At 55.4% G+C, this 13,946-nt stretch carries 13 protein-coding genes; all 13 read left to right on the top strand.

Annotated features, from left to right (window positions below):
* Positions 1–13: 13 nt before the first annotated feature.
* Positions 14–175, top strand: coding sequence for a DUF2986 domain-containing protein (locus KW840_RS14590; RefSeq protein ID WP_079246754.1), 162 nt, complete (start codon positions 14–16; stop codon positions 173–175).
* A 426-nt stretch (positions 176–601) separates the two neighbouring features.
* A complete protein-coding gene (locus KW840_RS14585; RefSeq protein WP_057714869.1) occupies positions 602–1,288 on the top strand; it encodes a GntR family transcriptional regulator in 687 nt (228 codons plus the stop codon).
* Between the two features lie 194 nt (positions 1,289–1,482).
* Positions 1,483–2,331 (top strand): glycine betaine ABC transporter substrate-binding protein, encoded by an 849-nt coding sequence (locus tag KW840_RS14580; protein WP_154909029.1) that lies wholly within the window; start codon positions 1,483–1,485, stop codon positions 2,329–2,331.
* 78 nt (positions 2,332–2,409) lie between these two features.
* Positions 2,410–3,528: a glycine betaine/L-proline ABC transporter ATP-binding protein gene (locus KW840_RS14575; RefSeq protein ID WP_218495881.1), complete on the top strand. Its 1,119-nt coding sequence runs from the start codon at positions 2,410–2,412 to the stop codon at positions 3,526–3,528.
* The gene (locus KW840_RS14570; RefSeq protein ID WP_218495879.1) at positions 3,525–4,373 is read left to right on the top strand and encodes a proline/glycine betaine ABC transporter permease; all 849 of its coding nucleotides are present in this window, start codon (positions 3,525–3,527) and stop codon (positions 4,371–4,373) included. The genes KW840_RS14575 and KW840_RS14570 overlap by 4 nt, the downstream gene beginning before the upstream one ends.
* Positions 4,370–5,221 (top strand): proline/glycine betaine ABC transporter permease, encoded by an 852-nt coding sequence (locus tag KW840_RS14565; RefSeq protein ID WP_057714865.1) that lies wholly within the window; start codon positions 4,370–4,372, stop codon positions 5,219–5,221. Before KW840_RS14570 ends, KW840_RS14565 begins: the two co-directional genes overlap by 4 nt.
* Positions 5,222–5,233: 12 nt before the next feature.
* The gene (locus tag KW840_RS14560; RefSeq protein ID WP_090455151.1) at positions 5,234–6,232 is read left to right on the top strand and encodes a 4-hydroxyproline epimerase; all 999 of its coding nucleotides are present in this window, start codon (positions 5,234–5,236) and stop codon (positions 6,230–6,232) included.
* Between the two features lie 112 nt (positions 6,233–6,344).
* Entirely contained in the window at positions 6,345–7,328 is a 984-nt protein-coding gene (locus tag KW840_RS14555) for a GlxA family transcriptional regulator (protein ID WP_218496080.1), read from the top strand.
* Positions 7,329–7,604: 276 nt separating this feature from the next.
* Positions 7,605–8,327, top strand: coding sequence for a GntR family transcriptional regulator (locus KW840_RS14550; RefSeq protein WP_218495878.1), 723 nt, complete (start codon positions 7,605–7,607; stop codon positions 8,325–8,327).
* Between the two features lie 99 nt (positions 8,328–8,426).
* Positions 8,427–9,746: an FAD-binding oxidoreductase gene (locus KW840_RS14545; RefSeq protein ID WP_090455157.1), complete on the top strand. Its 1,320-nt coding sequence runs from the start codon at positions 8,427–8,429 to the stop codon at positions 9,744–9,746.
* 172 nt (positions 9,747–9,918) lie between these two features.
* Positions 9,919–11,250, top strand: a complete 1,332-nt coding sequence (locus KW840_RS14540) for an MFS transporter (protein ID WP_218495877.1) — start codon at positions 9,919–9,921, stop codon at positions 11,248–11,250.
* A gap of 95 nt (positions 11,251–11,345) precedes the next feature.
* The gene (locus KW840_RS14535; protein WP_154909035.1) at positions 11,346–12,251 is read left to right on the top strand and encodes a dihydrodipicolinate synthase family protein; all 906 of its coding nucleotides are present in this window, start codon (positions 11,346–11,348) and stop codon (positions 12,249–12,251) included.
* Complete coding sequence (locus tag KW840_RS14530; protein ID WP_218495876.1) at positions 12,248–13,744, top strand: aldehyde dehydrogenase; 1,497 nt, start codon at positions 12,248–12,250, stop codon at positions 13,742–13,744. The genes KW840_RS14535 and KW840_RS14530 overlap by 4 nt, the downstream gene beginning before the upstream one ends.
* Positions 13,745–13,946: the final 202 nt, after the last annotated feature.

Genomic DNA, 13,946 nt, shown 5'->3' with positions numbered 1-13,946 from the left:
CCGAGTAGAAAAAATGAACCGTCAAAAGAAACTAAAGCAGCTGTTCAAGGCTAAGGCCAAAAAGGCCAGTGCCAAACTGGCACCGAAGAGCAAGCCTAAATACATTTGTAAAGCGGACCGATTGAAGCTGGCGGCAGAAACCGTTGGCGAGTCAACGATCGCCTCTGAGAGCTGATTCAGGTCGGACCGCGTAGACGTGGTCGACCCCTTCCTTCAAGTCGAAGCCGCTTCGCGGCTTTGAATGACCAGATCCCCCTCGCTACATTTCTCGAACATTGCCCTGCTTGTCATGTCGGCAGCATGTCGTTTGCGGTCTTGAAAATGGCGCCGTCGGACATCCGACCCAGCCAGGTGCCCGATCCCGAGGCCGAAGGGCCGTTCAATTTGCGACAGGTTACATTTCTGTTAACGACCCTATGATTTCGGTTTGAAATTTTATCTATTTGATTTATAAGGAAATAATCTATTTTCTATGTGTGTTCTTACAGTATTTTCTGTGTATACATAAAAAATACAAATCATTGACGACACCCGAAACCCGTGCGAATCTGAATTCAACAACAAGCCGTAACCGCTGATTTGACTGCCTCGGGAGGTCATTGTGAAAAACGGCAAGAGCACTCTTTATGACGACCTCAAGCGTCAGATCCTCACGATGGAGCTCGATCCTGACGAGGCGCTGGATGAGGTTGCCATCAGCGAACGGTACGGGCTTTCGAGAACCCCGGTGCGAGAAGTATTTCGACGTCTTGCCGGTGAGGGGTACATCGATATCAGGGAGAACCGCGGTGCCCGGGTGATTCCCATGAACCACTCGACACTGCGAAATTTTTTCCTGGTGGCTCCCATGGTGTACGCCGCGATAGGTCGTCTGGCCGTTCAAAATTTCAAGGCTCAGCAGCTGGTTGACCTGAAGGAAACGCAACGCCGTTTCCGTGCTGCGACGGTGTCCCGTGATGCCCTGATGATGGTCGTGGAAAACAATCGATTCCACGCGATCATGGGTGAAATGTCGGGCAATCAGTACCTTGAGCCCAGCCTCGAAAGACTGCTGATTGATCACGCACGAATTGGTCATACATTTTTCCGCCCTCGCGATGAGGACATGGAACAACGGCTACAGCTTTCCGCAGAGCACCACGATTCTTTTATTGAAGCCATTGAGCGTCGTGACGAGAGCGCTGTAGTTGACCTGGTCTTTGAGCATTGGGAGCTCTCCCGCGAGAACATGGAAATGTTTATCGCCCCCAATGGAATGAAGGCAGACCTGCCAACTCCATTTAAATAATACCGGTCCTCGCTTAATTGGCATGAGGATCGATACGAGTTGATGTCGCAGAAACGGCGGCATTGAATATCAATCCGGATACGGATTGATAGGCAACAACAACTGAAACAGATGGTGAGCTTATAGCTGTGCACCACGGGCCTCTATTGTTTAGAGACTAATATAAAAAGTATTAACGTAGATCGAGGAACGCCATGAAGAAGATTTGGAAGGCAGTCTGCGCGGTCGCGATGATGGGCATGGTAATGCTGCCTGTTCACGCGGAAGAAAAAACAATCACCATGGGCACGTTGACCTGGGAAGACTTGACACCCATTACCGGTATTACCAAAAAGGTGCTTGAGGATTCCGGTTATAGCGTAAAAGTCATCGAGTTTTCCGAGTGGGGTATCGCTTATGCCGCTCTGACCAAAGGAGATATCCAGGTACTTGCCTCACAAACCGACTACGCGGCGAATGACTACTGGAACAAAAACAAGAACCGCCTGGAAAAACTATCCCCGGTTTCCTATGGCCTTTACCAGGCGATCGCCGTACCTAAATACGTCGACATCGATTCAATCGAACAACTCAATGACAACGCCGAGAAATTCGGCAACAAGATCATCGGTATCGAACCAGGTTCGGGCTTGATGAATGACGCGAGCAAGGCGGTCAAGGACTACGGCATCAAGTTGCAACTGCTCGAAGGCAGTACCGCTGCCATGACAGCCGCATTGAAATCGGCAGTCGATCGTAAAGAGTGGGTTGCCGTCACTGTGTGGGAGCCTTCATGGATGGCGCAGAAGTTCGACCTGAAGTTCCTCAAGGATCCAAAGGGTGTGTTCCCACCGCCACAAGGTTACTACTGGATTGGCCACAAGGATTTCTCAAAGGAAAACCCACGTGCACGTGAAGTAATGGCCAGCGTATACGTGCCGATTTCAGATATCACGGCAATAAACGGTGAAGTAAAGGACGGCAAGACCATGGAACAAGCCATTCAAGGCTGGACTGATGGGCACGCTGACCTGTTGAAGCGCTGGGAAAACATAAAGAAATAACGAGCATCTTTTTAAACGCCACTGCCGCCCTTTGATTCATTAGAAAAACCAGAAAAACTGGTTCGACGGGTACGAAAAATGACAACGCCCAACATTGATACCAACGAAGTGCTGATAGATTGCCAGTCAGTCTGGAAAATCTTCGGGAAAGCCGCACCTGCTGCGATGAATGCCGTCGTTCAGCAGGGGCTCACCAAGACTCAGATCCTGCAAAACTACGGCTGCGTGGTCGGGGTCTCGGATGTCAGTCTCCAGGTTCGCCGGGGAGAGATCTTCTGCATCATGGGATTGTCAGGCAGTGGCAAATCTACGCTGATAAGGCTGTTGAACAAACTCATCACACCCAGCGCCGGCAAGATCGTAGTCAAGGGCAAAGAACTCTCGTCGTTGAATGCCGCACAACTGCGTGAGGTGAGGGCACGTCATATCGGGATGGTTTTTCAGAGCGTTGCGTTGCTGCCTAACCGTACGGTTCTGGAGAACACGGCGTTTGGACTGGAAGTACAAGGCGTGGGCAAGGCCGAGCGCTACAAGGTTGCCGAGCAGGCCTTGGCCAAAGTCGGGTTGAGCGACTGGATGTCGCGCTACCCCAGCGAATTGTCCGGGGGCATGCAACAGCGGGTAGGGCTTGCCAGGGCAATCACCGCAGACCCGGAAGTGATCCTGATGGATGAGCCTTTCAGTGCGCTCGACCCGTTGATTCGCCGGCAGTTGCAGGATGAGTTCCGCCAACTGACCAAGGAACTGGGCAAGTCTGCTGTATTCATCACTCACGATCTGGACGAAGCGATTCGTATCGGCGACCGGATCGCGATCATGAAGGACGGCGCGATCATTCAGGTGGGGACTGCCGAGGAGATCGTCCTCAACCCCGCAGACGATTACGTCGCGGAATTTGTCGCCGGTATCTCCAGGTTGCATCTGGTCAGGGCAAATTCCGTCATGACGCCCGTGGAGTCATTCAAGGTAGCAAACCCCGGCGGCGACATCGCCCGGCTCATCAAAACCTCAGTCGATGCGGATATCAACGAGCTTATCGGCTTGACGATGAAGTCCGAGCGCGACGCACTCGCTGTGGTTGATAACGGAGTGGTAGTGGGGATCATTACGCCGCGTGATTTGCTGCGTGGCGTCCAAGGTATTCCAAACGAGTTCGCGGTATCGAAGGCCGCCACTGCACTGGAGGCCTCAACATGAGCACGCCTGACTTTTCCAACCAATTCGATTCGGTCGTCGACTCGAGCCTTGAATGGCTAATGGACAATGGAGAGTCCGTGTTCGACACGACCAATGCGTTTTTGAAGGGCGTTTACGAAGGCGTGCAGTGGTGTATCGCCTATCCGCCTTATTACGTCATTGCGATAGGCATTGCCCTGATCGGCTGGCGGGCTGTCGGTTTGCGTTTCGCGATCCTTGCCGGGCTGGCCTTGTTGTTTTGTGATGTCATTGGTTTATGGCCAGAAACAGTCAGCACGCTTGCCCTGGTGCTGACATCTACCGTGCTTGCCTTGGTGGTGGCGATTCCACTGGGCGTGCTGGCGGGGCTCGCGCCTTCATTTGATCGGGTCGTGGACCCGTTCCTGGATCTGATCCAGACCATGCCACCCTACATCTACTTGCTGCCGGCCATTGCGCTGCTGGGCTATGGCACTGCCACGGCACTGTTGGCGACTTTTATCGTGGCTGTGCCACCCGCCATGCGCCTGACCTCCCTGGGGATTCGCATGACGCCAAAAGAGTTTATCGAGCTAGGGGACGCCAGCGGCGTCACCGGATGGCAGATGTTCTTCAAGATCCGCCTGCCGTTTGCCATGCCAAGCATCATGGCCGGGGTCAATCAAAGTCTGATGATGGGCTTCGGCATGGTGGTCATTGCCGGCATCGTCGGTTCCGGCGGACTGGGTGAATCGATCTATGGCGCTGTTCGCACGCTGGACATCGCCAAGTCGATCAACGCCGCCATTGCCATCGTGATTTTGACCATGATTCTGGATCGATTGGCGCAGAGCGCCGCACGTTCCCGGATGGGAGAATCGAAATGAGTTCAGCAGAAATCCATTTTTCACCAGGCGCATTTCTCGCACCCGCCGTCGATTGGCTCAACGCCAATTTGCATGGGCTGTTCAAAGTCATCAGCCAGGTGATCGAGGCGGTACTGGGTGGCGTTGAGGGTGCATTGCTTGCCCCGCATCCCTATGCCCTGATCGGTGGGGTAGTGGTGTTGGCATTGTTTTTTGCCAACAAGAAAGTGGCCCTGTTTGCCGGGTTGATGTTGGCATTCTGCCTGTTCTCCGGGCTGTGGGTCGCGTCCATGCAGACCATTGCCCTGGTCTCGGTTGCGGTGCTGATTTCGGTATCCATCGCCTTTCCGCTCGGCGTTCTGGCAGCACGGGTGAAGCGGGTCGACGAGGCGTTCTTGCCGATCCTCAACATCATGCAAACCGTACCGCCTTGGGTTTACCTGATCCCGGCCGTGATGCTGTTTAGCCTGGGACGGGTGCCCGCGATCATTGCGACCATCGTCTACGGCATTCCACCGATGCTCAGATTGACGACCCTTGCCTTCAAGCAACTGCCCAAGGAGTTCCTTGAACTGGGCCAGGCCATCGGTGCTTCGCCAAGGGCGATACTGTTCAAGATCGAATTGCCGACTGCCGCGCCGACGCTGTTGGTGGGGCTGAACCAATGCATCCTCCTGTCGCTGGCAATGGTGGTGTTGGCAGGCCTGGTGGGGGCGGGTGGACTGGGTGCTGAAGTCACCCGAGGCCTCACAAGGATGGAAATGGGGTTGGGCCTGCGTGCCGGCCTGGCGATCGTCGCTGTCGCACTCCTTCTGGATCGGCTGTCTCGCGGCGCGTTGCAGCGTCACTCCCCGCGCAAACTCGTGTAAGAGATTTTCAGAATGAGACGTAGCTTTTTTTGTGTTGATTCCCATGCGTGCGGGAACCCGGTTCGCGTCGTCACGGGTGGCGGGCCATTGCTGCCATCCGTCTCGATGGCGGAGCGACGCGAAATATTCGTTCGCGATCATGACTGGGTGCGCACGGCGTTGATGTTTGAGCCGCGAGGGCACGACATCATGTCCGGCGTGATCATCTATCCATCCTCCCGTGAGGATTGCGACTTCGGCGCCTTGTTTATCGAGGTTAGCGGGTGCCTGCCCATGTGCGGGGCGGGCACCATCGGATTATCTACCGTCGTCATCGAAGAAGGCCTGGTCACGCCTCGCGAACCTGGTCGGCTGGCCATCGAGACACCGGCAGGTCGCGTGGATGTCGACTACACCATGAACGGTGAATATGTTGACTCCATCCGCCTGTTCAACGTCGCCAGTTATCTGCACAGCGCCGATGTGGTGGTGGATGTGCCTGGTGTTGGCGAGCTTGTCGTAGACATTGCCTACGGCGGCAATTTTTATGCGGTGGTCGAGCCGCAGGAAAACTGGCCGGGTTTGAACGGATTGACCACGGCAGACATCGTCAGCCTGAGTCAGAAGCTGCGCGCCGCCTTGGCTGAAGTCAGTGACCCCGTGCATCCAGAGAACAGCAGAATCAGTGGCGTTCACCATGTCATCTGGTGTGACGAGGAACACTCGACGGCAGCAGACGGGCGCGGTGCAGTATTCTACGGTGACAAGGCGATTGATCGCTCGCCCGGTGGCACAGGTACTTCGGCACGAATGGCGCAACTGTTTGGCAAAGGACGGTTGAAGGTCGGAGACACGTACCGCAACGAAAGCCTGATCGGTACGATCTTCGAAGGAAAAGTCGAAGCGTCGGTGAAAGTGGGAACCTTTGACGCAATCACGCCGAGTATCGGTGGCTGGGCGCAAATCACCGGACACAACACCATTTTTGTCGATGACAAAGATCCCCTTCGTCATGGCTTTCAGCTTGCTTGACGCGGCAGGAGTGGCGTCAGGATGATGGGCTTCTCAGCGCTACAAATGACGCATTCTCGAACGTAATAGAGTGGATTGAAGATTGATCGAAAGACGCCAGTTTAGCGGAGGCATGAAGGGGAAGAATCTTCGCTATGTGAATGACAACCCCAACCAGCCGACGCAAATGGTTCGAGCCGGATTCCTGTTGCTCGAACATTTCTCTTTACCTGCGTTCACCCAGGCGCTGGATACGATTGTCACCGCGAATCTACTGCGTCCAAAGCTGTTCTCGTCCCAGACGTTCGGCTTGAACGACGGGGAGGTCATCAGTGACCTGGGCCTGGTCATCCGGCCAGATGCCCGTATCAATTGTTCGGTACTTCAAGACCTGGACATGCTGGTCATTTGTGGCGGTTACCGGACAGAGCTCAGGGCTAGCGATGAGTTCATACAGTTACTCAAGACAGCCGCGGGCCTGGGCATCACGCTCGCCGGATTGTGGAATGGCGCATGGTTCCTGGGGCGCGCCGGATTGCTCGCCGGCTACCGGTGCGCCATTCACCCCGAGCACCGCCCCGCACTGGCCGAGTTCTGCAAGGCGACACAGGTCAGCAGTGAGCCCTATGTGATAGACCGAGACCGGCTTACAGCCTCCAGTCCTTCCGGGGCATTCCACATGGCGCTGGACTGGATCAAGGGGCTGCACGACAAAGCGCTGGTCGAAGGCATCGAGGACATTCTTGCTTTTGAAGAGTCTCGCTACCGGCGCATCAAGCCGACAGAAAACATCTGTTTGAGTGCGCCGCTACGGGAGGTGGTCAAGCTGATGGATGCCAACCTCGAAGAGCCCCTGGAACTGGAGCAACTGGCGGCCTACGCCGGCCGCTCACGCCGGCAACTCGAACGCCTGTTCAGGGAGCAGTTGGGCACTACACCGCAACGCTATTACCTGGAGTTGCGCATCACCGAAGCGCGTCGGCTCCTGCAGCACACGGAACTCTCCCAGGTCGATGTGCTGGTTGCCTGTGGCTTTGTTTCACCCAGCCATTTCAGCAAGTGTTACAGCTCCTACTTTGGCTATCGCCCGTCGAAGGAAGTTCGTCTGGTCAAGTAAAGAAGCCCCATTGATTTGATGCTCACGGCGCTCTCCATCCGCCATTTATGAGTCGAGTGCGCTCAGGGTATGCCTGGGCGTGCCAATGCCTGTTTTTGCCAAAATCCGGCGCCCTGACGCCACCCTATATCCGCCTCCCAAAAACCACCCGTCGATTCAGGATGAGGGCTGTTTTGAATGTGTATTTTAATTGTAGACACAAAGAATAACGTTGTTTTATAGTGAGAATACAGGTAGTAGACAGCGTTCACTCACCCGTACAAAGGTTTCTAATAAATGGCTACCAAAGAACTCGATCTGCAAGCCACCGCGGATCTGCCCGTTGACCGTAAAGCTGTGCTGGGAGAGGCGTTGCGTCGCCGGATCCTGAGCATGGAGCTGGCACCTGGCGCAGTCGTTGACGAACTGGCCTTGTGCGACGAGTTCGGCCTATCCCGACCACCTGTGCGCGAGCTCATGCGGCAGATGGCGGCCGAGGGATACATCGATCTTGAAGCGAACCGTGCCGCCCGCGTGTCGTCGATGAGCTACCAGTCGCTCAGAAGCTTTTTCCTGGCAGCCCCGTTGATTTACATCGCCACCACCCAATTGGCGGCCGCCCATGCAACCCCATTCGAGATTGCAGAGCTCAAGCGCATCCAGGCGTTCTTCCGCACGGCCATCGAAGAGAAAGATGTAGAGAAGCGAGTGCTCTACAACGACGAGTTCCATCTGCAGATCGGCAAGATGGCTCACAACGCTTACTTGATGCCAAGCCTGCAACGCTTGCTGATCGACCATGCGCGGCTGGGGAAGATCTTCTATCGCCATCCCACGACAGTGGACATGCAAGAAGACCTGGAAGTGGCGGCGCAACAACATGACGAAATGATCAGTGCCATTGAAAACCATGATCAGGTTCTGGCGGGAGATATCGTGCGCGCGCATCTGGAATTGTCGCGACGTCGTATGTCCGAGTACGCCGCGCCGGAAGGGTTGGATGTGGCACTTACCTACTAAAAAGCAGTACCGATGCCACTTGCATGAACCGTGTGACGAGAACGTGCAGAAGGGACGCTTTTAGTAACTACAAATATAAAAGAGCCCAGGTCGCGAAAAATGGCAAAAATCAGATACACACCTGCAGATGACTCTACATGCGGCTGGTTCCACCTTAGCCAGCCGAGAGTGGCCCGTGCGCCCCACTCGGGCATCCGCTCGGCCCGTTGGGTCGTGCTGGGTGCCGGGTTTACCGGGCTTGCGGCAGCTCGGCAACTGGCGCTGAATTTTCCGGATGACGAGATTGTCCTGATCGAGGCCCAGGAGGTCGGTTACGGGGCCTCCGGCAGAAATGCCGGCTTCGCCATCGACCTGCCACACGATATCGGTGCCGATGACTATATCGGCGATATCGAGACGGCAAAAATCAGTATGGCGTTGAACCTGACAGGGCAACACATTCTGAAGAGCCTCGTGGAAAAACACCGGATCGACTGTCAGTTGCGCATGTGCGGGAAGTATCAGGCGGCTATTGAAGACCGGGGTATCTCTGTTCTGGATGCTTATCGCCGTGGGCTGGACAAACTCGGTCAAGAATACGAAATGATCGAAGAGAAGGACTTGCCGGATCACATCGGCACGCCTTTCTATCGCAAGGCACTGTTCACTCCGGGCACAGCACTCATCCAGCCGGCCGCCTTGGTAAAGGGCTTGGCCGACAGCCTGCCGGCCAACGTGACGCTTTATGAAAATACGCCGATTACCGACGTGGAGTACGGCGACAAAACCATCCTCACCCATAAGAACGGTCGTATTGTTGCGGACAAGTTGCTGCTGACCAATAACGCGTTCGCCATGAGCTTCGGTTTTTTGAAAGGGCGCATGCTGCCGATCTTTACGTACGCAAGCCTGACCCGGCAGCTGACGGAAGATGAGCAGGCACGCTTGGGAGGTCGGCCTTATTGGGGGGTTATTCCTGCCGATCCTTTCGGCACTACATTGCGCCGGACAACGGATAACCGCCTGTTGGTGCGTAACAGCTTCAGCTTCAATGCCGACGGACGCAGCCATCAAAAATATCTGGAGCGGTTTATCCAGCGACACAAGGATTCGTTTGATCGCAGATTCCCCATGCTCCCCGATGTCAATTTCGAATACACCTGGGGCGGGTCGCTAGCGTTGTCGCGCAACCACATGGCGCACTTCGGGCAACTGGCCAACAACGTCTATGGTGCACTGTGCTGCAATGGACTGGGCGTGACCCGTGGCACGGTGACAGGCACCTTGCTGGCAGACTGGCTGGCAGGCAAGAAGGACCCACTGATCGATTTTCTGTTGTCGTCCCCAGGACCTAACAGAAATCCACCGGAACCCTTACTTTCAGCAGGCGTGAATATGAACTTGCTATGGGGACAGTGCCGGGCAGGGAAAGAAAGCTGATTTCGCAACACTCTGACAGGCAAGTTAAACGTTAAGTAATTGGTTAGAAGTTTTTAGCTTATTGGTTAGTCCATTAAGGCTGATGGTTTCTTATCGAGGCGGCTTTGATTCGCCCGGATTTTGGGTTTGCGCTTCAGCCCTTTGAATGACCGAAGCGGAATAGGAGACAATAATGACAAGTCCTAATACCTCTATTGAGGATGTTCCTCTCAATAATTTCCATCGTTTACTGACCGCCCGCTCCGGGGGCGGGTCATTTGTAGACGGTTATGTACTGAGCATTATCGGTATAGCGATGATGCAAATAACATCCGCCCTGAACTTGTCGGAGTTCTGGCAAGGAATGATTGCCGCATCGGCACTCATGGGGGTGTTTTTTGGCGGTTTCATCGGTGGCTGGTTGACCGACAGGCTGGGTCGCAAAAAGGTTTATTTCGTTGGGCCTACGCTGTTCATCGTTTGCTCGTTGGCACAGTTCTGGGTTGAGTCAGCACCGGTATTGTTCGCCCTCAGATTTATCATCGGTCTGGCGGTGGGCATTGAATATCCAGTGGCCACGTCGTTGTTGGTCGAGTTCTTGCCGAAGAAACAACGCGGTCCCAGGCTCGCGGCGCTGACCATCCTGTGGTTTGCCGGTGCGGCATTTGCCTACGTTGTCGGTACTTCAATCCTCAATGTGGGCGGAGATGACGCCTGGCGTTATGCGCTGGCGAGTGCCTCCGTCATCGGGCTGTTGCTGCTATTGCTGCGTGTCGGCACCCCGGAGTCCGCGCGCTGGCTCTTGAGCAAGGGGCGCGAGGCTGATGCAGAGCGCGTGATCAAGCATGTGTACGGTCAGCACTATTCGCTTCGCGATCTCCCTGAGGAGCCAGACCAGAAGAAAACGTCATTCCTGGATTTGCTTCATTCCGGATATGGGAAACGGTTGTTCTTTGTTTCCGTCTTTTGGTCATGCTCGATCATTCCTGTTTTTGCAGTCTATGCGTTCGCCCCCAAGGTTCTCCTGGCGTTGAATTTGAAAGGGGAGTGGGCCTCATACGGTTCCATGATCATCACGATGCTGTTTGTGGTCGGTTGTGTGCTCGCGACAAGGCTGATCAACACGATTGGCCGACGCTGCATGCTTATTCACAGCTTTCTATGGTCGGGCCTGGCGCTGTTGGGCTTGGCGACTTTTTCACACAGCAATGAAGTACTGGTGCTCTTCCTGTTCGGTGCCTACGCGGTATTTATCGGTGGAGCACAAGTTCTGCAGCTTGTTTATCCGAACGAGTTGTTCCCTACAGAGGTTCGCGCATTTGCCGTAGGCATCGGAACTTCCCTTTCCCGAGTGGGAGCAGCGGTTGGCACTTACCTGGTACCTGTTTCGCTACAGACCCTGGGTATCGGCAACACGATGTATGTGGCCGCCGTGGTCACCTTTATCGGGCTGATGGCAGCTTGGGCCATGGCACCTGAAACACGTTCGTTGAACTTGCGCGACGCAGCGGCGCTGAGCAGTTGAGAAGCTGCAACTGAGCCGTAAGCGATGAGTTGTCCCTGATAAATGGCGGTGGACGCCAGGTTGAATAACATTCCCTTAGTAATGGAGAGGCAATCATGAAATTCGAAGGCATTTATACCCCGGCAATTACCCCTTTGACCGCGAGCGGTGAAATCGACAAGGCCGCTTTCGCCGACGTGCTGGAGTATCTGATCGAGTCGAAAGTGCACGGCATTATCATTGGCGGTTCGACCGGCGAGTACTACGCCCACACCTCTCAAGAGCGTATCGAACTGGCGACCCAGGCTAAAGATGTGATCGGCGCACGACTGCCACTGGTGATTGGTACCGGTGCAATCCGCACTGAAGACTCCGTCGAATATGCCAAGGCCGCTCGCGAGATCAAGGCCGATGCGATTCTGGTGGGCTCTCCGCCTTATGCATTGCCTACCGAGAAAGAAAACGCCATCCATGCGCTGACCGTGGATCGTGCCGCCGGCTTGCCGATCATGCTCTACAACTACCCGGCACGCATGGGTGTCAGCATGGGCCCGGAGTATTTCGCGGCCGTTGCCGAAAGCAAAAACATCGTGGCCATCAAGGAAAGCTCCGGCGACATGGCGCAAGTCCATCGCCTGGCACGGGAATACCCGAACATCAGCCTGTCCTGCGGCTGGGATGACCAGGCGCTGGAGTTCTTCGCCTGGGGCGCACGCAGCTGGGTTTGCGCCGGATCGAACTTCATTCCCCGTGAGCACGTTGCGCTCTACGAAGCCTGTGTCGTGGAAAAAGACTTCGATAAAGGCCGCAAGATCATGAGCGCCTTCATGCCGCTGATGGACTTCCTGGAAAGCGGAAAATTCGTGCAGTCGATCAAGGTTGGCTGCGAGTTGAACGGCCTTCGCACTGGCGGTGTACGTTCGCCTCTGCAACCTCTGTACGAACACGAGAAACAGGCCTTGCAGGACATCATCACCACTCTGAAACGTGACGTCGCCCAGGTGACCGGGAGCGCAAAATGACTGGCCTTCTCAGCGCGGCAGAATATGCCGCCATCGCTCGGGACCTGAAGTTCCCGACTCAGTCGTTCGTCAACGGTGAGTCCTACACATCGGTGTCGGGCAACACCTTTACGACAACCAACCCGGCGACCAATGACGTGCTGGCCGAGATCACGGCCTGCAACGCTCAAGACGTTGACTTCGCGGTGGCCAAGGCCAAGGAAGCCTTCGAAGATGGTCGCTGGCATAAACTGAGCCCTGGCGAGCGCAAGAAGGTGTTGCTGCGCTTTGCCGATCTGCTGGAGCAGAACTCCCACGAGCTTTCTGTCCTGGAAAGTCTGGATAGCGGGAAACCCGTTCGCGAGTGCCAACTCACGGATGTTCCGGAAACCATTCACATGATCCGCTGGCATGCGGAGTTGATCGACAAGATCTACGACAGCACCGCACCGGTCGGTTCCGGCGCGTTGAGCCTGGTGGTGCGTGAAGCCATCGGGGTCGTCGGTCTGGTGCTGCCCTGGAACTTCCCGCTGCTGATGCTGGCGTGGAAAATCGGCCCATCGCTGGCCGCGGGCTGCTCCATCATCGTCAAGCCGGCCAAGGAAACCACCTTGACGGCTCTGCGTGTCGCCGAACTGGCTCATGAAGCAGGCGTGCCCGCCGGTGTGTTCAACGTGCTGTCCGGCGGGGGCGGTGAAGTAGGCGAGCCGCTTGGCCGCCACATGGACGTGTCCATGGTCAGCTTCACTGGCTCGACAGCCACCGGGCGCCGGTTCCTTAACTACGCGGCGGATTCGAACCTCAAGCGCATTGTGCTGGAGTGTGGCGGCAAGAATCCTGCAGTGGTGATGAATGACGTTGAAGACCTGGATCTGGTCGCCAGCCACGTCGTCAATGGCGCATTCTGGAACATGGGCGAAAACTGCTCGGCTTCCTCGCGCTTGATCGTGCATGCGGACATCAAGGACGAGTTGTTGAAGCGCATCGGCGTGCAGATGCGCGAATGGAAAATGGGCAATCCACTGGATCCGGACAATCGCCTTGGCGCTATGGTCAGCAAAGCGCATTTCGAGAAGGTTCGTTCCTACCTCGAGCAAGCGGCTGTTGAAAAACTCGACGTCGTTTATGGCGGCAACACCGAGAGTGACATCTTTGTCGAGCCTACCGTTGTCGATGGCGTAGGTGCCGACAGCCGACTGTTCCAGGAAGAGATCTTCGGCCCTGTATTGGCGGTCACTACGTTCAACACCGTCGACGAAGCCATCGCTCTGGCCAATGACTCGGTGTATGGCCTGGCGGCATCGGTGTACACCGACAACCTGCGCAACGCCATCAAGCTCTCGCGCGAAATTCGCGCGGGGATTGTGACGGTCAACTGCTTCGGTGAGGGTGATGCTTCCACGCCGTTTGGTGGATACAAGGAGTCCGGGTTTGGCGGGCGCGACAAGTCAATCTGGGCCCACGATCAGTACACCGAAATCAAGACCATCTGGATCGACGTCTCTGAGCGGTAATCTACCGAACGGATGACAGCGGTATGCACACTCATCCCGAATACCACGAATGTCGGGATGAGTGCTGCATCAAGCAATGGCAAAAAAACTGATAATGGCGACACTTGGATTTGCCAGCTTTCCAGCATTCATTGCCTTATTGGATGTTGCAATATTTCGCGATCGCATCCGTTTTTCAGAATCGTTTTTGCTGATTCTCGTC

This window comes from Pseudomonas sp. PDM30, from assembly GCF_019218985.1.
GTDB classification, from domain to species: Bacteria; Pseudomonadota; Gammaproteobacteria; order Pseudomonadales; family Pseudomonadaceae; genus Aquipseudomonas; species Aquipseudomonas jessenii.
The sequence above is the reverse complement of the archived record's forward strand: the minus strand, read 5'-3'. Positions and strand labels throughout refer to the sequence as shown.

Bases quoted from the DNA above. Each gene is read 5' to 3' on its own strand.
- KW840_RS14590 (WP_079246754.1), top strand. From the start codon at position 14: ATGAACCGTCAAAAGAAACTAAAGCAGCTGTTCAAGGCTAAGGCCAAA.
- KW840_RS14580 (WP_154909029.1), top strand. From the start codon at position 1,483: ATGAAGAAGATTTGGAAGGCAGTCTGCGCGGTCGCGATGATGGGCATG.
- KW840_RS14575 (WP_218495881.1), top strand. From the start codon at position 2,410: ATGACAACGCCCAACATTGATACCAACGAAGTGCTGATAGATTGCCAG.
- KW840_RS14570 (WP_218495879.1), top strand. From the start codon at position 3,525: ATGAGCACGCCTGACTTTTCCAACCAATTCGATTCGGTCGTCGACTCG.
- KW840_RS14565 (WP_057714865.1), top strand. From the start codon at position 4,370: ATGAGTTCAGCAGAAATCCATTTTTCACCAGGCGCATTTCTCGCACCC.
- KW840_RS14560 (WP_090455151.1), top strand. From the start codon at position 5,234: ATGAGACGTAGCTTTTTTTGTGTTGATTCCCATGCGTGCGGGAACCCG.
- KW840_RS14555 (WP_218496080.1), top strand. From the start codon at position 6,345: ATGAAGGGGAAGAATCTTCGCTATGTGAATGACAACCCCAACCAGCCG.
- KW840_RS14550 (WP_218495878.1), top strand. From the start codon at position 7,605: ATGGCTACCAAAGAACTCGATCTGCAAGCCACCGCGGATCTGCCCGTT.
- KW840_RS14545 (WP_090455157.1), top strand. From the start codon at position 8,427: ATGGCAAAAATCAGATACACACCTGCAGATGACTCTACATGCGGCTGG.
- KW840_RS14540 (WP_218495877.1), top strand. From the start codon at position 9,919: ATGACAAGTCCTAATACCTCTATTGAGGATGTTCCTCTCAATAATTTC.
- KW840_RS14535 (WP_154909035.1), top strand. From the start codon at position 11,346: ATGAAATTCGAAGGCATTTATACCCCGGCAATTACCCCTTTGACCGCG.
- KW840_RS14530 (WP_218495876.1), top strand. From the start codon at position 12,248: ATGACTGGCCTTCTCAGCGCGGCAGAATATGCCGCCATCGCTCGGGAC.